Origin of the sequence: Collinsella sp. 1033st1_E11_1033SCRN_220408 (genome assembly GCF_039062465.1) — a bacterium.
Classification (GTDB): Bacteria; Actinomycetota; Coriobacteriia; order Coriobacteriales; family Atopobiaceae; genus Parolsenella.
In genome coordinates this window covers 118,024-139,347 of the sequence record NZ_JBCLNF010000003.1, presented here as the reverse complement: position 1 = coordinate 139,347, position 21,324 = coordinate 118,024, and the positions used below count along the sequence as shown (strand labels likewise).

Sequence of the window (21,324 nt, the reverse complement as noted above, 5' to 3'; positions counted from 1 at the left end):
GTGGAAGCGGCAGACCTTAAATTCGAAAACGGCAAGTTCACCGAGGACGAGCTTGAACAGGCGATCATCGAGCTGTTCCAGCAGCAGGACGCCAACGGCGTGCGCTGGAGCTATGCCAACGGCGAGCAGCTCCACCGCCGCTTCGACGAGCCGCTCATGGAAGACCGTTTGAAGTCGAGCCTTCGACGCCGCTATGCCGATATCGACCTGACCGAGGGCGAGCTCCAGACGCTCGTGGGCGAGCTCAAGCGCATTCCCTCGATCCCGCTCTACGACGGGTGTCGGCGAGCGTTCTGGCTCATCAACGAGGGGTACACCCTTCTTCGCGAGGACGCAAACAAGCCCGCCGTCCACATCGAGTACATCGACTTCGAAAACATCTCGAGCAACGACTTCCTCATCGTGAACCAATACACGGTCGAGGACGTGCGCACCCGCCGCCCCGACCTCCTGTGCCTCGTGAACGGCATACCGCTCGCCATCCTCGAGTTCAAGACCGCCATAGAGGAGGATAAGACCATCCACGACGCGTGGAAGCAAATTGCCATTCGCTATGCGCGCGACATCCCGAGTCTGCTCAAGTACTGCTGTATCGCCGCGGTCAGCGACGGCGCCAACAGCAAAATCGGCACCGTGTTCACTCCGTACTCGTACTTCTACGCTTGGAACAAGGCCAACGACGTCGACAAGGTGTCGAACGGCATCAGCTCGCTTTACACCATGGTCGAGGGCGCGTTCGCACCCGACCGCTTCCTGGCAATCGTTCGCGACTTCGTCTTCTTCCCCGACGACAGCAAGAGTTCCACCGAGATAGTCTGCCGCTACCCGCAGTACTTCGCCGCGACGAGGATACTCGATAATATCTGCGAGCACCTGCGCCCCGAAGGCGACGGCAAGGGCGGTACGTACTTCGGTGCCACCGGATGCGGCAAGACGTACACAATGCTCTTCCTCTCGCGCCTGATGATGCTTCGACGCAGCGAGGAGCTGGGCAATCCCACCATCGTGGTCATCGTTGACCGCGAGGATCTGGACAACCAGACAAGCGAGCTGTTCGTGACCGCGAAGCGGTTCCTGCACGACGAGAACGTTCGCAGCATCGAGACGCGCGACGACTTGGCGGAGACGCTGAGCGGGCGCGAATCGGGCGGCGTCTATATCACCACCATCCAGAAGTTCAGCGAGCAGATGGGCCTCCTTTCCGACCGCAGCAACATCATCTGCATTTCCGACGAGGCGCACCGCACCCAGACGGGCGTGGGCTCCAAGCTCATGGTCACCGGGAAAGGCGCCTTCACTCGCTACGGCTTCGCCAAATTCCTGCGTGATGGCTTCCCTAACGCGACCTACGTGGGCTTTACCGGCACGCCTATCGACGAGACGATCGCCGTGTTCGGTCCCGTGGTCGACCGTTACACCATGAAGGAGTCGAGCGACGACGGAATCACTGTGCGCATCGCCTACGAGCCCAGATTGGCGCGCGTGCTCCTCTCCGAAGACGAAGCGAGGAAGATCCAGGAATACTACGACCGCTGCGCCGAGGAGGGGTCGACCGAGGACGCCATCGAGGAGAGCCAGCGCGCCATGAGCTCGATGGAGGTGCTGCTGCGCGACCCCGACCGCCTGAAGAAACTCGCGGCCGACATGGTCGAGCACTACGAGCGCCTCTGCGGGGAGAAGCCGGGAGTGGTGCAGAAGGCAATGGTCGTCTGCTCTAACCGCACCCATGCCTTCGATCTGCTTAACGCCATCCTGGCCATACGGCCCGAATGGGGTGTGTCGAAGAAGGCCGAGGACGAGCGCAAGCTTTCGCCCGAGCAATTGGAGGAGCTCGAGGCGCTGCCCAAGATCAACATCGTGGCCACGCGCGGCAAGGACGACCCGAGGGACCTCTTCGACGCCTGCGGCAACAAGGAATGGCGCAAGAAGCTGGACAAGCAGTTCAAGAACAACGACTCGAACTTCAAGGTGGCCGTCGTGTGCGACATGTGGATCACCGGCTTCGACGTTCCCTCGCTCGCCGTCATGTATATCGACAAGCCGCTGCAGCGCCATACGCTGGTGCAGACCATCAGTCGCGTGAACCGCGTGTTCGAGGGCAAAGACCAAGGGCTTGTGGTCGACTACTTTGGCATCAAAGGGAACATGATGAAAGCGCTCAAGACCTACGGCGGCGATGATTCCGGCGCCATCGACGATCTGACCGTCGCCCTGGGCATCTTCCGCAACCACCTGGCCATGATAGACGATCTCATGGTCAACTTCGACTCGAGCGCCTTCCATACGGGCAGGCCCCTCGAGCGCCTCGGGTGCCTTAACAGGGCTGCCGAGTACGTTCAGCTCTCGAAGGAGTTCCAGACGCGATTCATGGGGCTCACGCGCATCCTGAAATCCGCGTACCAGATTTGCTTCCCCTCGGGAGAGCTTTCTGACCACGAGACCACGATGTCCCAGTTCTACCTGGCGATCCGTTCCATCGTCTACAAGCAGACCAAGGGCGACGCACGCGATGCCGAAATGATGAACGAGGTCGTTGAGGACATGGTGCGGCAGGCGATCAGCTGCACGGGCGTTGAGAGCGTTATCGATGCCGACGGCCCCGAGGACCTCTTCGGTGAAGAGGCGGTTGCCGAGCTTAAAGCAATGAAGATGCCCATCACCAAATTCAATGCTTTGATGAAGCTCGTGAAGCGCGCGATCAAGGACTACGGACGCACCAACAAGGTGAAGGCGCAGCAGTTTGACGAGCGCCTCCGCAAGGTGGTCGACGCCTACAACTCGCGCGACAACCTTACCTTTACGAGTGAGGTCGTATCCGATTTCGTCGACAACCTGAGCGACCAGCTCATTGATATTCTTCGCAATCTCAAGGAAGACAAGAACTCATTTGAGAGGATGGGCGTCACCTACGAGGAGAAGGCGTTCTACGACATCCTGGTTAAGGTACGTGACGACCACGGTTTTGTCTTCAGCGACGAGAAGTGCATTGCGCTTGCAAAAGAGATCTCGAAGCTCGTAAACGACAAGGCGCAGTACGCCGACTGGTCGACGCGCGACGACATCAAGAGCCAGCTGAACATGGACCTCACCGTGCTGCTCTACAAGAACGGCTATCCGCCCGAGTGGGATGAGGAGGTTTTCGAGAAGGTCATGGAGCAGGCAGAAAACTTTAAAAGAAACGAGTAGGCGTGTGCTCAGACCCGCCCGTCTATCGTTTCAGAAACCGTTCGAGAGAGTCTTCCTGAGATTCTTAAGTAATGGGCTGACGATATCCAATGGCTGGAATATGGCGAAAGAGAAGCCAACGATTGGAAAGGGTTGGTAAAAGGAGCGGATAATACTCTCAAGGGGTCTAAGAGGATGATACCTGGATAAAAACTTTGCGACGGCTTAAAGAGCTAAGAGGCGAGGCTCATTGTTTATTCACATAGAGAATTATAGAAATATCAACAGACTTGATTACGAGCTCGATGACGGAAAGGTCAATTACCTCTTCGGTGTGTGCGGTGTCGGAAAATCTTCCATCATCAGCGCAATTTCAAGAGAGCTGTCCCCTGCGGATGTGACTGTTGGAAAGGCCCCAGAAGAAACCATAATCACAGTTAACAACCAACAAGAATTGCCGGAGGGGATTCGCGTTTACAATTCCGAGGAACAGGCTGCTCTATTTCGAGAGGAAGAGACAGCGGGCTCCTATGAAGTGTTCGTGGGAAGTGAAAGAGCGCTGCATAGTCTTGAAGAGCAGTTCAATGACGCTGTTTCTGGTCTGCGTGGTTATAGTGAAGCCATGTTTGTGTATCAGGGCAAGATTAGGGAACTTCAGTCTGCTTTAGGTAAACCGAACAGGGGACAATTCACAAAAGCCGCGAAGGTATCAAAAGCCTCAAAAGTGGCCAAGAGCACAACGCCCTTCCTAAGGGAAGTCATTGAAAAAGGTGGGCTGGAGTATGCTGGTTGGTTGTCTGTTGGGATGGGCATTACTGATGATTTTGATGAGGGGCGTTGCCCGTTCTGCAACAAGTTGCTGAGCAACGATGAAGCAAATCCATTCAAGGTGCTTTCAGAACTAAAAGTATCTGACCTTAAGCCGGTTTTTTCTTCAACAACACTACTTGAAGAATTTGGTATCAGCCAAAAATCACTTGAAACCGACGAAGGAGAAGCTCGCATAAAAGAGCGTCTTCTCTTACTCTACAAGATCGCCGATGAGCTGCAGAAGGTTACGAGATTTTGCAATGTGCCTAAAACCTCTCTTCTTGATGACGGCATCCCCTGTTTGGAGGTTGACGATTGCGTCTATGCTGAATTCCCGCAGTTGGAAGAACCTATAAAAGCGATTCAAAATAAATCGGGTGAAATCAAACACCTTCTCGGGGACATGAAAAGTGCTTTCAACAGCATCATTAAGGACAATTGTCGAAAGCTGAATCTCGAGTTAAAACGATTGTCGGTACCGTATAGATTTAAAGTAAACTCCGCGACTCGAGGTAACAATACGGCTCGTTATTCTCTCGTTCATGTCAATGCGACGGATGATGAGGACATGAGGAACTCCTTATCCACTGGGGAGAAGAACCTTGTTGCGCTGCTGCTGTTTTTGGAAAATCCAGACGGAAAGGTCCTGTTAATAGATGACCCCGCCTCTTCCTTTGACGATTATCGGCGCACCCAAATATTTGACCTGATACAAAAGGTGCGAGGGAAAACCGTCCTAGTTGTGTCTCATGATCAAGCTTTCGTTAAAAGAGCAGTTTTGGCGGAAGGAAAAGGTGGGAAGGGAGGCAATCTCGGGAAAGTTCAAGCGCTAACCAGGAAAAATGGCTCTATTGTTCCCGTCAACATCTGTAAAGATGACGTTGTATATCTTCCCGACAGGATTAGAAACCGCATTTCTGAGGTTAGTTCATACCGGGTGAAGGCAATTAATTTGAGGTTGCTTTGCGATTTGAAGAAATCGACCCTTGGAGCTGCGTGGGGCTACTCGTCCATGATATTGCACGGACGTAGCAAACAAGAGATTATGGAAGAACTTGCAGGAGAAGGTACGGATGAACAGCGAGTTCTTGCCCTGATTAAAACTGAATGCGGAATTGATATGCCGGCGATTCCCGATGACTACCAATCGCAAATTGACATGGCAGAGATTACCGATTTTGAACGGCTGATTGAGCTCAGGGAAACCCTTGATAAAAATCAGTCTGAGCAAGCCGGGATATACGCAAAGATGCTGAACGATTTGGTTCATATGAATGACGCAGTGGCGTACTGCTTGGATCCCTATAAATTTCAGCTGTGGGCACCCGAGTTAACCTCTTTAGTGTCTCAAACAAAGTAGCCAGTGTCGTTCGAACTTCTTCGAATCAATAGTTTGGAAGTAGCTTGCATTGGGTGTAGCTTTGCCTTGCGCGGTTTGGATTTCAGTCGTTTATGTGAGGCGGTTTCCGGGGCGTTGAGCGGCGCGGCGGCGCCTCCTTGGGACGCGGCGCGGGCTCTTCCGAGTCTCTAATTAATGTCCGGTATCCTTGATATGGTTCCCTTAAATAAGCAAATGGCGAGGTAGTTGGTTTGGGCCATTTGCGGCTCCGCGAAGCCTCGTGGAGTTACACGACTGAAAGGGATGCAAATGGGAAAGAATCTGGCCGCATTCAAGGATAGATGTAAGCGCATTACGTGGGCGATGCTTCTATGCGGCATCGCGTTTATACTCTTCGGCATGATGGCCTCGGCGGACGCGTCGAGCGCCTATGACAGGTATTCGTCGAGCTATTCGGTCTATAGTGGCTACTCCTCTTCGAGCGCCCTGAGGGAGTACTCCTCCAAGATGGCCCTCTCCAGCACCTGCACGTATGCTGCCGCCGTGTGTGCGGCTGTCGGTGACATCGCGGTTTTGGGCTGGGTTGGCAGCAACATGCTCGCCGCCTTTGGTAAGGACCTCGCGGGCGTGGATCTCGAGGACGAGGCCGCCACGCCTGCGGAGGCAAAGGTTGCCGGCGGTGCCGGCGACGTGCCGAAGGACGGAGCGCCCCAGGATGCCGCAGCTGCGGATGGCGTCGCTATGGATGACGCTGCTCCTGCGGCTGAGGCTCCGGCTTCCGTGGCTGATACCGCTCAGCCTGTCAATGATGCCAACCTTCCGAAGGCTAATTAGCCACTGTCCTTGAGCTGTGCGATGTTTGGTTCCAGTCACCTCCGTCACAAAAACAGCCGTCCGAATTGCTTCGGGCGCCTGCGGGCTGCCGGCCGTGCCTGCGGACCTTTTTGACCGCCCGTGCGGCGTACCTAAGGCTCCTGTGGTACTTGTCGGGACTCATCCATCCCGACGACTCCTTGAGGTGCCCCTTGCAGCAGTGATTGAGGCGCACGCCGAGGCTTTCCTCGAACTCGTCCAGGGTGACCGCGCCTCGGCCACGGTGGTGGAAGAACTCGTTCTTCAACCTGCCAATAAGATAAAACTTGATGGGGCGAATGGAAGAAAGGATCGCTTTGTCTAGGACCACGAAAAAGACGAGAGCTCTCTCAGACGATGAAATTATGGGGCGTTTCGTTGTGCGTGCGCGGAGAGTTGAGAGCAATTCTCTAGTTAAAAGCGGGGCTATTAAGTGCTATGCCACTCCCAAGATGACGTTAAGCGTAAACGAAGCCAGCGGTGCGAGCATCCGGTATCATGTATGTGCCGACGAAGAGTCTATAGAATCGCTTGCGACGAGGCTTCGCCCCTTCATTGTTAAGAGCGAGCCAATATACCTGCCAAAAGTACTCGATGCCATTTCCGCTCAAACGTCTAGCGAATCACTCTCTGAAAACGAAGCCGAGATTCTGAAAGCCACGAAGAGCTGGTTCTCGCAGCGCTACGAAGAGAAGAATAGTGAGCGCTACGGCATTCAACTTGTTGGGAAAGACGGCGAGTCTCTAACTGGTCTACTTTCCGACGCTCTACTTGCCGAAGCATGGATTTACACGGATACCGTCCATGCCGACCCCGAGGGAGAGAAGGCAGAGGCGCAAAAGCTCAGCTATTCTAACCGCTATAGGGCAGCTTCCTCGTACTGGTGCGAATTCGCCATCGTAATCGTAAACTTGCTAAGCCTCGTCCGCTCGCTTTCGGAAAGGGGTCTGCTTAAAGTACCGGATTCCTCCTGGAGCGAACCAGTGTCTTATGCTGAAGCAGAGAAATACGAGCAAGAGCAGATTATCGCTGGCTCGGCGTATGTCTTTCCTCCGGGGACCGTAATTCCTGAAGGAGTTAACCCTGAAGACATTCCAGGCGCGCGCAAGGTAACCCCAGAAGTGATGATTAGGCTTCAGCATCCCGAGGGCGCTGCGTGGTAATGCCATTCGATGCGGAGGGTATACGGACTATTTCTTGGACCGCCTAGGTGCCGTATCAAGGTTTCTGCGGCGCCCGTTGGGGCTCGCCGCGAACGTGGACCTGTCGTTTTGGCGCAGTGTCGATCTGACTGGTAATCAAACAGGGAGGCGACCGACCTCTCGATCCCGAGCGGCAGTCACCTCTTTTGCTTATGTGTATCACGCTTCTCGGTTTTGGTGCAATGGCGATCTTACCGACAATCAAGCAGAGCGGCAGTCAAAGCCACCAGGCGTAGTGGGGACTGCCACTCTAGCAGCATTCTGTACCATCCAGTTCCACGGGAGGCCTGGCGCCCGGCACCGTCAATCTTGGCGCAATCTGGTCCTGGCGGGCGATCGGTCAAGAGAATCGCAACAGGTTATCCGCGCGGCCCCGCAAGTGGCGCCGTCAGCCGTGCTCGACGGTCTCTCCCTCGAGCAGCTCGATCGGAACGTCGAGGCTCGAGATGTCGACAACGACGTGGGGGCGTATGTCGCCCGGAGTCGACGGGCGTACGTGAATGTAGCGGAAGGGGAGCTCGTAGCCCGCGATGCGCAGCGCTGTTCCGTCTCCCTTAGGGAAGTCGCTGAGGGAGAGCCAGCCGAGATAGTTCCCGATGCGGTCTTCGAGTCCAGGGGTGATGGGCATGAGGGAGGCGGAATCGATTCGCGCCAGACGTGAGCAGTGAACAGTGGACGAGTGAACAGGGGACGTAGCACCGTTCAGATAGGGGTCCGGGTCGACACCGGTCAACGCTCGCGATGCTTTTTCATGCGCTTCAGATTCCGCTGTTCGAAGTGTGCCTCCGCCTTTTCCGCACGGCAATGGCTTCTTGCGCGAGCCGAGTCCTGTTCCATGGTCTCCCACTAATTCGCGAGCGCTTGCTGCGCCTTGGTGCTTACGGTCGGCTGCCTGACTTACAGCCGGCCGTCTGACGTCTTTGCTACCGACGCGGTTCGACCAGGATTCGACCCTCGATACGTCTTTGCCGCGCAAATTGCCTTATCAGTTTCGAAACTTCAATAATATTCGAGTTTCGAAACCGAAGAGGATCGAATGATGTCTTGGGTGAACCGCACTGCGTAAATTGCTTCGGGCGGCTGCTGACTCGCCGAGTCCGTTGCTGAGCTGCTACTGCCGGCTAGCGATTATGTTTGCCGCTACTCCTCGCGGCGCTTGCCGACGGCGATGCCTGCCGCGGCTACGGTCGCTACGGCAACGCCTAGGGCGGCGATCGTCAGTACGACGTCGTCGCCCGTGGCGGGTGGGGCCTTCTCGGCGGTCTTATCGGTCGCCTGCGCAACCAACGATTGCTTGGCAGCCCATCCGGCGGCGCTCATACTTGAGTCAGCAATCGAAACCGCAGGAAGGACCCACCATGGCATTCGCAGACAGGCTCGTGGCAGTTCGCCGTTCTCATGGTCTCACGCAGGAGGAACTTGCATCTAAGCTCTATGTCACGCGCCAGGCCGTGAGTCGTTGGGAGCGCGGCGAGGTGACGCCGGGCATCGACATGATGAAGCTCGTGGCTGCCGTCACGGGTGAGCCCCTCTCGCACCTGCTCGAGATGCCGGAGCACTATTGCGAGAGCTGCGGCATGTATCTCACGCCGGCCGACCTCGGTACGGACGCCGATGGCGAGAAGAACGACCACTACTGCAAGTGGTGCTATGACGGCGGCCACTACACCTATGAGACCACTATGGAGGCCATGATTGAGGACTGTGCTCCGCGACTGGCGGAGAACGAGGGCATGACGCTCGACGAGGCGGTGTCGCTCATGGGCGCGGTGCTGCCGCAGCTCGAGCGCTGGCGCGTGGTTCGCGAGAACGAGGAGCGCTATGGCGCTGAGACTCGCGAGCGCTACGGGGACGAGGCGGTTGACGCTGCTAACGAGCGGATTCTCGACATGGACGCGGCTGCGTGGAATGACCTGAAGGAGCTCGAGCGCGCGGTCCTGGGGCAGCTTTCGATTGCCATGGCTGACGGCGACGTTCGTGGGCCCGAGGCGGAGAAGCTTGTGGCGATGCATCGTCGCTGGGTTGGCCTGCATTGGGGCGCCGAGCCTGAGGATGCCGCGTATCTGGGCCTTTGCCAAGGATATCTCGCGGATCCGAGGTTCGTTGCCTACTACGACGGGCCTTGCGGCGAGGGTGCGATGGAGTTTCTCGTGCAGGCAGTCGTTGCATCGTGCGGTTTGAGGGTGAAGCGCGGCTAGTTTGTGGCTTGAGTGGCCTGCAGTCGGCGTTTTTGACGGCAGGTGGTCAAAATACCCATCCTGGCGTACGCGCGGGGTGGGTATTGAGGCTCGTTCGTAAAGCGCGCACAACAAGCCATTTGCAAATATGCAGGTAAATTAATTGGGCGGTTTTGAGAGCCAAAGGAGTCGATCCTTCGGATCCTTCAAGATGGTGCAGACATTCCTCAAATCGGCCGTTTTGGATGGTGAGGCGTACGCCAAGATGGTGTTTTTGACCACCGGAAAGGGGGAGACGTTCCTGGGCGTGACCTGGAGATCTAAAGTTCAGGGGTGCTTCTTGCTCATGAGATGAGGTTGACTTGTTGGAGGGCCCGTTTCGTCCGGAGCACAGACGAAACGGGCCTCGTGACGGCGGCGCGAGCGCGTCTCGAAACCTAATTCTGCCGTGAGTGGTCAAAAAGCTCATCGCGGCGGACACTTTCGAGGGGTTTGGAGCTCTGGCTTGGAAGCTGGAGCAATTGTCAATTTGCAAACACGCAGGTAGCTTCGTTGTTGTGTTTTAGCGCTACTCGGCTGTGTTCGCGACAACACCATCGAAACCCGCGAAAGGAGTCATTTTGGGCTATTCGGGCCCCTAAACTGTCCGCCGCGCAGGTGTTTTTGACCACCACTCGCGAAATTACTATTAACGGATACTCCGGATTGCCTTATCGCAAGCAAATGTAGGATGGTGGCGCGCTCGAAGGGGGCTGCGAGCCTATTTGGCACTGCGGGCGGGCTGCTGCGAGCCTATTTGGCGCCACGGACGGCTGACCGAGTCGCGAGACTTGCGCAGGCTTTTGCAAACCCCGCAATGAATCTAAGTAAAACGAGGGTGTTGGTCGATCCGTCTTGCGCCTGAAATGATTTTGCGGGAAGGGAAGCATCGCGGGCCGCGGGCCCGCGAATGGGGTGGGGGGCGCTGCCCCGCACCCCATTCGTTACAAGCATGAGAACATCTCGGGAACCCTTATCTGCGTTTGTTAGTATTTCCAAACCTAAAAACGGCAGATAGGGGGACCTAATGGCACAGCCAGGTGATGACAAGGAGATGACCGCAGCGGCCACCGCCGAGGCGTCCGGGCCCAAGTTCAAGGTGCCGCGCCTTCCGGGCGACATCATGATCTATCCGATGATCGTCGGCCTCCTCCTTAACACGTTCTGCCCGCAGGTCTTCGAGATTGGCGGCTTCTTCACGGCCGCTACGCGCGGCGGATCGAACGCCGTCGTCGCCGCGATTCTGTTGTTCGTCGGCGCCGGCATCTCGTTCAGGTCGACTCCGGGCGCCATCAAGACTGGCATCGTGATTCTCATCCCGAAGCTCGTGCTCGCCGCCGCCCTCGGCCTGGGCGTCGCCTACTTCTTCAACGATAACTTCCTTGGCCTGTCCTCGGTCTCCGTCATCGGCGGCATCTCGTTCTGCAACATGGCGCTGTACACCGGCATCATGGGCGAGTTCGGCGACGAGTCCGAGCGCGGCGCCGTGGGCATCCTGTTCTTTACCGCCGGCCCCGCGATTACGATGATCATCCTCGGCGTCTCCGGCCTGGCGAACATCCCCGTGGGCACCATCGTGGGCTCCGTTCTGCCGCTCGTAATCGGCATGGTCCTCGGCAACCTGTTCCCATTCGTCAAAAACCTGCTGGTACCGGGCACGAATCCCGCCATCGCGTTCCTGGGCTTCCAGCTTGGCGTATCCATGAGTCTGTCCAGCTTTATCTCCGGCGGCATCTCGGGCGTCCTTCTCGGCCTCATCACGCTGTTCATCGTTGGCCCGGCGACGTTCGCGTTCGAGCGCCTCTGCGGCGGCAACGGCAAGGCTGCCATCGCGTGCTCCACGGTCGCCGGTACCGCGATGACGACGCCGGTCGCCCTCGCCGAGGTCGCGTCGCGTTACGCCGAGCTCGCGCCGACGGCCTACGCCCAGATCGCGACGGCTGTCATCATCACGGCAATCCTCGCGCCGATCCTCACCGGTTGGGTCGACAATAAGTTCTGCCAGGGCGGGGAGGACCTCTCCGCCGCGGGTGTCGAGGCACTCGAGGAAGCCGTCGCGCGCGACGTCGACGGCGAGTAGTAGCCAGCTGCTAATTGAAACGCGCTTTCGCGTGTTGCGAAGGCCGCGAAATGCGTGTGTTGCTAGCATCGTCTGAAGCTAGCCGAGCCTCGCGTGCAACGAATTTGAGATTCTGCGGCTGAAAAATGCCGTCCGAGTCCATTTCCGTGAAATGGCATTCGAACGGTGGCAGATAAAACCCCTGTTGGGATTTGCTCGAACAAGGCCATGAGGCGAAATCGAGCCGCAGAATCTCAATTTTGTTGCACGGGTGCCGTTATTTTGTTGCACGGACGTCATGCTTTTGTCGCATGGGCACGTACTTTTCTTGCGCGGGCTTGCGGCGTCGGGCCGCGAGCCCCGCTCCATGCTCGCCGGATTCGGCCCCGCGGTACAATGCGGGTAAAACGCTCGACAGAACGGCGAGGCTTTGACGCTCGCCGCTCCGTCGACATGCCGAGCCGATATCGAGGTACCACCATGGCAAACTTCACGCTTACCTGCTGCTCCACCGCGGATAGGGATAAGAGTTTCTTCGATTCCCGCGAGATTCCCTACGCCTGCTTCCATTGGGACGAGAACGGCGTCGACCACCTCGACGACCTCTACCAGTCCGTCTCCCCGGAAGACTTCTACGCTGCCATCAAGGCCGGCGCCACCCCTACCACCTCGCAGGTGAGCGTGGGCGAGTTCGTCGAGCTGTGGGAGCCCATCGTGGCGGCGGGTTCGGACGTCCTGCACGTATCCCTCTCGAGTGGCCTTTCCGGCGCTTACGGTAGTGCTTGCCTTGCTGCGACGCAGGTCATGGAGGCGCACCCCGGCCGTCGCGTCCTCGTGGTTGACTCCCTGGGTGCGAGCTCGGGCTATGGCATGCTCGTGGACTATCTCGCCGATAAGCGCGACGAGGGCGTCACGCTCGACGAGGCCTTCGAGTGGGCGATGGAGAACCGCCTGCACGTCCACCACTGGTTCTTCTCGACTGATCTTTCTAGCTACGTCCGCGGCGGCCGCGTCTCCCGCGTGAGCGGCTTCGTGGGCACCGCACTCAAGATCTGCCCCGTTCTGAACATGAACAATGAGGGCAAGCTCATCCCGCGCGACAAGATCCGCACCAAGGCCAAGGCCGAGAAGGACATGGTCGCCCGCATGGAGGAGCATGCCCAGTATGGGCATGACTACGCCGGCAAGTGCTCGCTCTCGATGAGCGCGTGCCGCGAGGACGCCGAGGCCGTCCGCGACATGGTCGAGGCCAAGTTCCCGGCGCTCGCGGGTAAGGTCGTGATCAACAACATCGGCACGGTCATCGGCTCGCACACGGGTCCCGGCACCGTCGCGCTCTTCTTCATGGGAGACGAGCGCGGGGAGTAGGGCCGCGCCGTCGCTAGTCAGGCCAGACGAACTCGGTGCGTCCGGCCTCGCCGCCGTCGATGAGCAGGTTCTGCCCCGTCATGAAGCGGTTCGTGACCGCGACGAAGTAGATCCACTCGGCGATCTCCTCGGGCGTGGCCCAGCGACGGAGCGGCGTGAGGTCCATGATGCGGCCCCAGAGGCGCTCGTCCTCCATGACGGGGAGGTTGAGCTCGGTGAGGACGCCGCCCGGGTCAACGCTGTTGCAGATGGCCTGGGGCGCCAGGCGCCCAGCGACGTTCTTCGTGTAGGCGATGACGCCGCCCTTAGAGGCCGCGTACCTGGGAAACTCCGAGCCGGTGTGGCCGCTGGCCGAGCCCACGCAGACGACGGAGCGGATGCGCGGCGCGGGCGCGAGGCCCAGCTCGCGGCGGCCGCCCGTGGCGTCACCTGCAAAGGCGTACTTCTCGACCACGTTGATGGTGCCGTGGAGGTTCACGGCGATGTCGTCCTCTGTGCCCTGGACGCCGGCGTTGCTGATCACAACCTCCGGCTCGAGGCCATCAGGAAGACTCGCCGTATCACTGACGTCGCAAATGAAGTGCTGGTAGTTCTCGTGCTCGAGCGTGGGCTCGGCTACGTCGAGACCCCAGACGCGGTGGCCGCGCTCGAGGAAGAGCGCTGCCGTGGCGCGGCCGATGCCGGATGCGGTGCCAGTGATGAGGGTGTCCATTAGGCCCTTGCCTCTCGCTCTGCGGCGTGGGTCTGAACGTACTCGGCGCCCACGCCCTCGCGCTCCCAGCCCGCGGCGACCTTGAAGCCAACGGGGGAGAGGAGGATCTCGCAGGCGAGCTCGGCGAGGGCGCCGGTGATGGAGCAGGTGATGACCTGCAGCCACGTCCAGCCAAAGAAGACGTGCGAGACCACGATGGCGAACACGAGGTTGTCAACGAGCTGGCCGACACCCGTGCTCACGTAGCTGCGAAGGGCGAACGTGGCGAAGCTGCCGTTGTCGGTGAGGTGGCCGATGAACTGGTTGAGGTGCGAGTTCACGAACGACGAGCACAGCATCGCGAGGGAGCTGCCGAGGACGACGTACCACGAGCCGCCGATGGTGGCGTTGAGCGCGGCGTTGACCTCGAGAGAGCCGGTGTCATAGTAGGCGCCCCACATACCGGGCGCGAGGCTGATGAGCCAGAACAGGGCGCTCACGGCGAGGTTGATGCCCAAGGCGAGAAGCGACACCTTGACGGAGGCCTTGGGCCCGAAGCGCTTGCAGATCATGTCCATGCAGAGGAAGGACACCCACGAGAGGGTGAAGCCACAGTCGAGCGCGAGGAACGGAAGGCTGATGAGCTCCTTGTTTGCGAGGAGGTTCATCAGGATGACGCTCACGACGAAGCAGGTGACGGTGGACGCAGGGATGCTGCGCAGGAGGAGCTTGTAGTCCTCCAGGACGTTCTTGATCATGCGATTGTCTCTCTTTCCTTTGGTTTTAGTTTCTAACGCGCTGGATATCGGAGTAGAACAGCGCGGGCGGCGAATCCGCCGCAGGACATGGTAGCAAAAGCGCGTGGCGGTCGCGCGCCGGGCATGGCGAGACGCGCCGACGATGCACCTGCGAGATGGTTGTCGCAGGCGCTTTGCGCGCGCCGGCTGCATGGCGAGACGCGCTGGCGGCATGGCCTTGCGGGTGTGCGACCGCGGGGCGCGGGCCGTGGGCTGTGGGCCGTTGGCCGTGGAGGCGCGGGTCGTGTGGTGTGAGTCGCACCGGAACGCGGGACCCGACGAATGCGAGAACGTGCCGGCCCTCCTATAGATTTCCAAATAGTTACCCAGGGTTGTCTCTTAAAGTTAGGCGAACTAAACTTGCTAGTTGCAAGTGTGCCTAGGCTTACTTATCTACCTGGGCTCGGGGCGTCTCATCTCAAAGATGTGCGAAAAAGGAGAGGCAACATGAAGAAGTCCACGTATAACACCCTGCTCGTCGGCGGCGGCTTCCTGCTTGGCACGGCCGGCATCAAGCTGCTCAAGAGCGAGCCGGTCAAGAACGCGTGCGTGCAGGGCATCGCGTGTGGCATGCGCATCAAGAGCGACTACCAGGATATGGTCGAGCAGGCGAAGGCTGAGGTCGACGACATGGTCGCCAAGGCGTCGTACATCACCGCGAGCGAGCCCGTCGCCGCTACGGACGAGGCCGCCGAGTAGCGCGCTGACACAACTATGAGATTCTCGGTTATTAGCGAGATCCCCGGCAGGACCCGCCTACAGTTGGCGGGTCCTGTGCCAGAGGGGGACCTCGATGCTCTCATAAAGCTGAGCACGGATATCAAGGGCGTCACGAAAGTCCGGGTATATGGCCGTATCGGGCAGATGGCGATCGAGTATGACGCCCCTCGCCGCGCGGACGTGCTCGGCGGCCTTCGCGCGATCGACGCGCAGTCGGTCGCCGAGGCGAAGTCCGGTTACGCGATTCAGCTCGAGCCGCGCAAGCACAAGCTCGTCATGGACCTGGCGACGCTCGTTGGCGCCCATTATGCGCGCCGGTGGTTCCTGCCGACTCCGCTGCGAGCCGTGTTCGTCGTTGCGGGCTATATGGCCTTCCTGCGCGCCGCCCTTCACGAGCTAGCGAAGCCTCGCCTGACGGTGCCCGTGCTCGACGCCTCCGCCATTGGCATCTCGTTCGTGAAGCGCGACGTCAACACGGCGGGACAGACGATGTTCCTGCTGAACGTCGGTGAGCTGCTCGAGGACTACACGCGCGCCATGAGCGAAAACGAGCTCATCAACTCCCTGCTTGACGTGCCTGACAAGGCGCAGAAGGTCGTGGACGACACCGAGGTGAGCGTTCCCGCGACGGAGCTTGAGCCCGGTGACCTCGTGGCCGTTCGTACCGGCATGTCCATCTCCATCGATGGCGTGGTCGAGCGGGGGAGCGCCATGGTCAACCAGGCGACGCTCACCGGCGAGCCGCTTGCCGTCGAGCGCTCCGTGGGCGATGACGTGTTTGCCGGCACCGTCGTGGAGGATGGCAGTATCCTCGTGCGCGTGCGCGCCAACACGGCCCAGACCAAGCTTCGCTCGATCGTCTCGCTCGTCCAGACGGCGGACTCCCTCAAGTCCGAGGGGCAGTCGCACATGGAGGAGCTGGCGAACAAGATCGTTCCCTGGAACTTCCTGCTTGCGGGCCTTGTCGCCCTCACGACGCGCAGCATCGTCAAGACCTCTGCCGCGCTCATGGTCGACTATTCATGCGCTCTCAAGCTCACGGGTTCCGTTGCCGTCATGACGGCCATGAGCGACGCGGCCAAGATGGGCGTCATGGTCAAGGGCGCCAAGTACTTCGAGTCGTTCGCCAAGGCGGACACCATCGTGTTCGACAAGACCGGCACGCTCACCGAGGCACAGCCTAGGCTCGCTCGCGTGTTCGCGACCGACGGCTGGAGCGAGGACGACGTCTTGCGCTTCTCCGCCTGCCTGGAGGAGCACTTCCCGCACCCGGTGGCGCGCGCCGTCGTCAACGCCGCCAAGGCGCGCGGCCTCGAGCATCGCGAGCGCCATGCGGCGGTCGAGTACATCGTCGCGCACGGCATCGCCTCCTCGATCGAGGGAAGGCGAGCGGTGATCGGCTCGGCGCACTTCGTGTTCGAGGACGAGCACGTCCTCATGGATTCTGAGGAGCGGGAGAGGGTCGAGTCTGAGATGCAGGGCTTCTCTCCTCTGTACCTTGCCGTAGACGGCGAGGTCGTGGGAGTGCTTGGCATCGAGGACCCGCTCAAGGCCGGCGTCAAGGAGGCCATTGCCGAGCTGCACGCGCTTGGCGTCAAGCACGTCGTGATGCTCACGGGAGACTCCGAGCGCACGGCCAGGCGCATCGCTCGCGAGGCCGGTGTCGACGAGTACGCTGCGGAGCTTCTGCCCGAGGACAAGTACGCCTACGTTGAGCGTGTCAAGCGCGAGGGCCGTCACGTCGCCATGGTGGGCGATGGTGTCAACGACTCTCCGGCGCTTGGCCTGGCAGACGTGGGCCTTGCGATGGGCGGTGGGAGCGACATCGCCAAGGAGGTCGCTGACATCATCCTGGCGGACACGGACCTCGCCGCGATCGTGCGCCTGCGCAGGATGAGCCAGGGCCTCATTGACCGCCTGACGAGCTCCTACTCGAAGGTGATGCTCACCAACTCGGCGCTTCTGGCGCTTGGTATCGCGGGCTTCATCACGCCCCAGACGTCGTCGCTGCTACACAACGGCTCGACGATCGCATACAGCCTCGGCAACGCGAAGGCCTACCTGCCGTCGACGTATAGCCTCGGCAACGCGAAAGCCTACCTGCCATCGGCTTCGTAGTCGCATGCCGCCCGCGCTTGTGCCGACGCGCAAGCGCGGGCGTTTTTTCTCCTCGTCTGGCCGCTCGCCAGTGGCCTTGCGTCCATGCCGCCCATCCTGTTCTCGCGACCTTCGATAAGCGCTCGCGGGGATAAAATGGGCTTCTTTGTTTGACGGGCCATCGTACGAAAGGCAATGAATGACTGAATCTCCCAACCTCGCCGAGAAGGTCCGGGGCCTCCTGCTTTGTCTGGCAATCGCCGTGGTCGCCTGGATTTGCGGCCAGCATGCAGATGTGGTCGGAGGGCCGGTCTTTGGCATTCTGTTTGGCATGCTCCTGGCGCAGGTGCTGCGTGGTCGCGATGTCTCGGCGTTGCAACCGGGCATCAAGTTCACGTCAAAGTACGTCCTTCAGGTTGCGGTCGTCTTCCTGGGGTTCGGGCTTAACCTCGCGCAGGTTGCGAAGGTGGGGGCCACGAGCCTGCCGGTGATCGTCTCCACCATCTCCACGTCCCTCGTTGTCTCCTTCGTGATGTGCCGCGCCATGCACGTGCCCGGAAAGATCGCCACGCTCATCGGTGTGGGCTCCTCCATTTGCGGCGGCTCCGCCATCGCGGCGACCGCGCCTGTGATTCGCGCGGACGACGAGGACGTTGCCCAGGCCATCTCCGTGATCTTCCTCTTCAACGTGATTGCCGCGCTCGTCTTCCCCACCCTCGGCGGCATGCTGGGTCTCACCAACGAGGGCTTTGGTCTCTTTGCGGGTACCGCCGTCAACGACACCTCCTCGGTGACGGCTGCCGCGGCCGCGTGGGACGGCATGCACCCGGGCGCCAACACGCTTGACGCCGCCACCATCGTCAAGCTCACGAGGACCCTCGCCATCATCCCGATCACGCTCGCACTCGCCGTGTGGCAGATGCGCGTCGACCGTCGCGCGGGAGGGGAGGGCAAGAGCACCTTCAGCCTGCGCCGCGCCTTCCCGACGTTCGTGGGGCTCTTCGTGCTCGCGAGCCTCGCAACCACCGTGTTTGCCCTGCCCGCGGCCGTCACCGCGCCGCTGAAGACGCTCTCGAAGTTCCTCATCGTGATGGCCATGAGCGCAATCGGCCTCAACACCGACATCGTCAAGCTCGTGCGAACGGGCGGCAAGCCCATCGCGCTGGGGGCCTGCTGCTGGGTCGCCATCGCCTGTGTGAGCTTGGGTATGCAGCACGTTATCGGCATCTGGTAAGAAAGACGCGCCGTCACGTTTGTGGCGGCGCGTTCTGGTTTAGCTCGCTATGCGCTTCGCGCGACTAAATGCGGGGCACCCTTCCTTCGGTTCGTGCCCCCGCGTGCGGTCGGGTCCCTATTCCTGGACCTTCAGCGCCTCGGAGAGGCTCACGCGCTTGATGGAGCGTGTGTGCAGGAGTGCCACGACGAGGTAGGTCGCGAACCCGATTCCCACGCACGCCGCGATGGACCACCATGGCACGTAGATCTCGATGTTGCCGTTGTAGGCGAGGAGCATCGAGCGGAAGATCGCGGTGAGCGAGCCGATGATCACGGGCTGAGACAGCAGCAGCGCCGCAATGACGCACAGCGTGATCGAGCGGATGTAGAGGTGAGAGATTTCGCCGTCTCGATAGCCGAAGACCTTCATGTAGCTGATGGGGCGCGCGCTCCGGTCGATCACGGCCTTGGTCAGCAGGTACATGAAGAGGAGGAAGATGAAGACGGAGAGGCCGACCATCATGCCGATCAGGTCGCTCATCATGCCGATGAACTGGTCTCCCACGGCGCGCATATCGTCGGGCGTGGTGTCGCCGGCGAAGTAGCGCGAGTCGATGTCGAGCTCCTCGTCGCTTGCATAGCCGTTGAAGTACGAGGGATCATTGCCAAAGAGGCTGTTGAAGTCGCCGATGCTCATGTAGGCGTTCATGTCAGACTTGGAGCCCCACGAGTTGCCGTCGTAGTCGAATGCGTAGTCCTTTCCCTCGAACTTGTCGGTGAGGCTGACCTGCTGGCCATCCTTCCAGCCAAACTTGTCGACGAGGCCCCCGCCGAACACGACGCGTTCGTTGCCAACGCCCAGGTCCTTCCAGTAGCGAGAGTCCGGGGAGACGCCATAGACGGTTACGGTCTCTATGCCATTGCCCTCGCCGCGGTCATATTGCAGCTGGTAGACGGCGTACTTCTCGGCCTGGGCGATCTTCTCGGCGCCATTGTCCGTGGTGTTGACGGGGTGGATGTTGTCGGTGTCGATGCCGGAGGCGTCGTCGATGAGGTCGATCACCTCGTCGCGGTCGCAGCCGAGGGAGTCCGCGATGTCGTCGAGGCGCGCGTAGAGGGCATCCTTCTTGTTCTGCGCCTCCTCGAGCGCGTCGCTGGCTGCCTGCACGCTCGCGGCACTGGGCGACGCCATGGCGGCGTTGGCTGCCTCCTGGGCCGCGTCCGCCGCATCGTCGAGCTCGTCCTCCGCATCCTCGGCGGCGGTGAGGAGCGCGCCGTCGACGGACTGCAGGCGGTCGAGTGCCGCCCACTGCTCGCGCTCCTCGTCGGTGCCTTCGAGCTCGAGCGGGGCCTTGAGCGTGTACTGGTGCGCGGCCACGAGACTCGTCTCGAGGTTGTCCGCGTAGTGCGTCATCGTGGGGAGGATCGCCAGGCCAAAGAGCAGAAGCAGCGACGCGAATGCGACGCCCACGAAGAGCGTGGCGAAGTTGCCGAGGTTGCGCAGGAACACGCGCAGGCGGAAGCGCGAGACAAAGCCCATGCGCTCCGGCAGTTGCAGGCCGCGCTTGGTGCCGGTCTTGCCGCTTGCCTCGTGGCGGAGGAACTGCAAGGGCGTCTTCCCTATCTTTCGGAGGAGGCCCACGAGGGTGATGAGGATGAGCGCGGCGGCGGGGACCACGGCGCACTTGACGAAGATCTCCCAGCTCCAGTAGACGTGGAAGGGCGGCAGGCTGTAGGAGCCGTAGTAGAGGTTGCGCATGGGCTCGGTGAAGACGGTCACGCCGAGCGCGCAGCCCAGAAGCGAGGCGAGGATGCCTACCACGGCGGGGAGTGCCAGGTAGTGCAGCACGATCTCGCGCTTGCGATAACCGCTGACGAGGAGCGTCCCGATGATGGCGTTCTCCTCCTCGATGGTGGCGTCGGTGAGGACCACGAAGACGAAGGCCATGATCACGATGATGATGTCGAGGAGCGTCGTCCACATCATGGAGTCGCCGTCCACGTCGTCGCGCGCATAGCCGATACCCTGGTTGGAATCCGCGTCGATGAGGTCATCCACGCGCGCGTCGGCGTCCGTGAGGGCGTCGACCATGTCCTCCTCGGCATCGGTGCGGTCTGCGACGGAGAGGTCGCGATCGTTGAAGGTGAAGGAGTACGTGTGGGTTGGCGCCCCGCCTGAGTCCTCGAGTGCGGCGAAGCCGGCGTCAGTGACCTCGGCAACGCCATAGGTGATGGTGTTGATCGTGAAGTCCGAGTTGTTGAGGAAGAGCGCCTGGCTATCGGGCTGGGTCATGATGCCCGAGATGGTGTAGGTGCGGCCGCAGAGGTCGACCGTATCGCCCACGGCGAGTTCGTTGTTCGCGGCGAAGACGCGGTCGATGGCGACCTCGTCGTCTGCCTGGGGTTCCGTGCCCTCGCAATAGGATGCGAGGTTGACCTCGGTGCGGTGCACGTAGGTGCGGAGCGTTCGCTTGGTGCCGTCGTCGTCCGAGGTCTTGCGGAAAGTCGCGTCGATGGAGAAATCCTTGTAGAACGTGACGCCGCCGACGTCTTCGGCGGCGGCGTCTGCCGCCTCGAGCTGCGCGCTCGTCGCCTCGAATGAGGTCGTCACGCGGCCGTCCTCGATGGCGTATTCGTCGCGCATGCCGTCGATGATGCACCCGATGGAGTGAGCCGCGAGCAAAAAGCCCGACGTGAGGGCGATCGAGCCCGTCATGAGGAGGAAGATGCCGAGGTACTTGCCGAGGTTGTTGCGAAGCTCGCGGGGGAGCCGCCTTGCCAGGGGAGTCATCG

15 protein-coding genes are annotated in these 21,324 nt (G+C 60.3%); 10 read left to right on the top strand and 5 right to left on the bottom strand.

Going from position 1 to position 21,324, the window contains the following annotated elements; all coding sequences use genetic code 11:
- The 4 genes from ABCN07_RS04225 (at position 1) to ABCN07_RS04210 (ending at position 7,329) form a co-directional block, all read left to right on the top strand.
- Positions 1–3,186, top strand: a complete 3,186-nt coding sequence (locus ABCN07_RS04225) for a type I restriction endonuclease subunit R (protein ID WP_343005515.1) — start codon at positions 1–3, stop codon at positions 3,184–3,186.
- Between the two features lie 229 nt (positions 3,187–3,415).
- Positions 3,416–5,335, top strand: coding sequence for a hypothetical protein (locus ABCN07_RS04220; protein WP_343005514.1), 1,920 nt, complete (start codon positions 3,416–3,418; stop codon positions 5,333–5,335).
- Between the two features lie 288 nt (positions 5,336–5,623).
- Entirely contained in the window at positions 5,624–6,148 is a 525-nt protein-coding gene (locus ABCN07_RS04215; protein ID WP_343005513.1) for a hypothetical protein, read from the top strand.
- 317 nt (positions 6,149–6,465) lie between these two features.
- The gene (locus ABCN07_RS04210) at positions 6,466–7,329 is read left to right on the top strand and encodes a hypothetical protein (protein WP_343005512.1); all 864 of its coding nucleotides are present in this window, start codon (positions 6,466–6,468) and stop codon (positions 7,327–7,329) included.
- Positions 7,330–7,756: 427 nt separating this feature from the next.
- Here the strand turns inward: ABCN07_RS04210 and ABCN07_RS04205 are convergent, their stop codons facing one another.
- Both ABCN07_RS04205 and ABCN07_RS04200 read right to left on the bottom strand, forming a co-directional pair.
- Positions 7,757–7,996, bottom strand: coding sequence for a hypothetical protein (locus tag ABCN07_RS04205; protein ID WP_343005511.1), 240 nt, complete (start codon positions 7,994–7,996; stop codon positions 7,757–7,759).
- 512 nt (positions 7,997–8,508) lie between these two features.
- Complete coding sequence (locus tag ABCN07_RS04200; RefSeq protein ID WP_343005510.1) at positions 8,509–8,733, bottom strand: LPXTG cell wall anchor domain-containing protein; 225 nt, start codon at positions 8,731–8,733, stop codon at positions 8,509–8,511.
- Here ABCN07_RS04200 and ABCN07_RS04195 point away from each other — a divergent pair.
- The 3 genes from ABCN07_RS04195 (at position 8,727) to ABCN07_RS04185 (ending at position 13,011) form a co-directional block, all read left to right on the top strand.
- The gene (locus ABCN07_RS04195) at positions 8,727–9,566 is read left to right on the top strand and encodes a TipAS antibiotic-recognition domain-containing protein (protein ID WP_343005509.1); all 840 of its coding nucleotides are present in this window, start codon (positions 8,727–8,729) and stop codon (positions 9,564–9,566) included. The two genes, ABCN07_RS04200 and ABCN07_RS04195, sit on opposite strands and share 7 nt — an antisense overlap.
- Before the next feature lie 1,045 nt (positions 9,567–10,611).
- Positions 10,612–11,664 carry a 2-keto-3-deoxygluconate permease gene (locus tag ABCN07_RS04190; protein WP_343005508.1) on the top strand — a complete coding sequence of 351 codons (1,053 nt, stop codon included), beginning with the start codon at positions 10,612–10,614 and terminating at the stop codon, positions 11,662–11,664.
- 459 nt (positions 11,665–12,123) lie between these two features.
- Entirely contained in the window at positions 12,124–13,011 is an 888-nt protein-coding gene (locus tag ABCN07_RS04185; protein ID WP_343005507.1) for a DegV family protein, read from the top strand.
- A gap of 13 nt (positions 13,012–13,024) precedes the next feature.
- Here the strand turns inward: ABCN07_RS04185 and ABCN07_RS04180 are convergent, their stop codons facing one another.
- Together ABCN07_RS04180 and ABCN07_RS04175 are read right to left on the bottom strand one after the other, a co-directional pair.
- Positions 13,025–13,723 carry an SDR family oxidoreductase gene (locus ABCN07_RS04180; RefSeq protein WP_343005505.1) on the bottom strand — a complete coding sequence of 233 codons (699 nt, stop codon included), beginning with the start codon at positions 13,721–13,723 and terminating at the stop codon, positions 13,025–13,027.
- A complete protein-coding gene (locus ABCN07_RS04175) occupies positions 13,723–14,460 on the bottom strand; it encodes a VUT family protein (protein WP_343005504.1) in 738 nt (245 codons plus the stop codon). Before ABCN07_RS04175 ends, ABCN07_RS04180 begins: the two co-directional genes overlap by 1 nt.
- 486 nt (positions 14,461–14,946) lie before the next feature.
- On the opposite strand from ABCN07_RS04175, the gene ABCN07_RS04170 reads away from it, so the two are divergent.
- The 3 genes from ABCN07_RS04170 (at position 14,947) to ABCN07_RS04160 (ending at position 18,550) form a co-directional block, all read left to right on the top strand.
- Complete coding sequence (locus tag ABCN07_RS04170; protein WP_330028348.1) at positions 14,947–15,198, top strand: DUF6110 family protein; 252 nt, start codon at positions 14,947–14,949, stop codon at positions 15,196–15,198.
- Positions 15,199–15,273: 75 nt separating this feature from the next.
- The gene (locus ABCN07_RS04165) at positions 15,274–17,337 is read left to right on the top strand and encodes a heavy metal translocating P-type ATPase (RefSeq protein ID WP_343005503.1); all 2,064 of its coding nucleotides are present in this window, start codon (positions 15,274–15,276) and stop codon (positions 17,335–17,337) included.
- A 178-nt stretch (positions 17,338–17,515) separates the two neighbouring features.
- Positions 17,516–18,550: a YeiH family protein gene (locus ABCN07_RS04160; protein ID WP_343005502.1), complete on the top strand. Its 1,035-nt coding sequence runs from the start codon at positions 17,516–17,518 to the stop codon at positions 18,548–18,550.
- Between the two features lie 117 nt (positions 18,551–18,667).
- Here ABCN07_RS04160 and ABCN07_RS04155 read toward each other — a convergent pair whose 3' ends face one another.
- Positions 18,668–21,322 (bottom strand): FtsX-like permease family protein, encoded by a 2,655-nt coding sequence (locus tag ABCN07_RS04155; RefSeq protein WP_343005501.1) that lies wholly within the window; start codon positions 21,320–21,322, stop codon positions 18,668–18,670.
- Between the last annotated feature and the right edge of the window lie 2 nt (positions 21,323–21,324).

What these genes read in the sequence shown, in the direction of transcription:
- ABCN07_RS04215 (WP_343005513.1), top strand. Translation starts at nt 5,624, where the DNA reads ATGGGAAAGAATCTGGCCGCATTCAAGGATAGATGTAAGCGCATTACG.
- ABCN07_RS04210 (WP_343005512.1), top strand. Translation starts at nt 6,466, where the DNA reads ATGGAAGAAAGGATCGCTTTGTCTAGGACCACGAAAAAGACGAGAGCT.
- ABCN07_RS04205 (WP_343005511.1), bottom strand. Translation starts at nt 7,996, where the DNA reads ATGCCCATCACCCCTGGACTCGAAGACCGCATCGGGAACTATCTCGGC.
- ABCN07_RS04195 (WP_343005509.1), top strand. Translation starts at nt 8,727, where the DNA reads ATGGCATTCGCAGACAGGCTCGTGGCAGTTCGCCGTTCTCATGGTCTC.
- ABCN07_RS04200 (WP_343005510.1), bottom strand. Translation starts at nt 8,733, where the DNA reads ATGCCATGGTGGGTCCTTCCTGCGGTTTCGATTGCTGACTCAAGTATG.
- ABCN07_RS04190 (WP_343005508.1), top strand. Translation starts at nt 10,612, where the DNA reads ATGGCACAGCCAGGTGATGACAAGGAGATGACCGCAGCGGCCACCGCC.
- ABCN07_RS04185 (WP_343005507.1), top strand. Translation starts at nt 12,124, where the DNA reads ATGGCAAACTTCACGCTTACCTGCTGCTCCACCGCGGATAGGGATAAG.
- ABCN07_RS04180 (WP_343005505.1), bottom strand. Translation starts at nt 13,723, where the DNA reads ATGGACACCCTCATCACTGGCACCGCATCCGGCATCGGCCGCGCCACG.
- ABCN07_RS04175 (WP_343005504.1), bottom strand. Translation starts at nt 14,460, where the DNA reads ATGATCAAGAACGTCCTGGAGGACTACAAGCTCCTCCTGCGCAGCATC.
- ABCN07_RS04170 (WP_330028348.1), top strand. Translation starts at nt 14,947, where the DNA reads ATGAAGAAGTCCACGTATAACACCCTGCTCGTCGGCGGCGGCTTCCTG.
- ABCN07_RS04160 (WP_343005502.1), top strand. Translation starts at nt 17,516, where the DNA reads ATGACTGAATCTCCCAACCTCGCCGAGAAGGTCCGGGGCCTCCTGCTT.
- ABCN07_RS04155 (WP_343005501.1), bottom strand. Translation starts at nt 21,322, where the DNA reads ATGACTCCCCTGGCAAGGCGGCTCCCCCGCGAGCTTCGCAACAACCTC.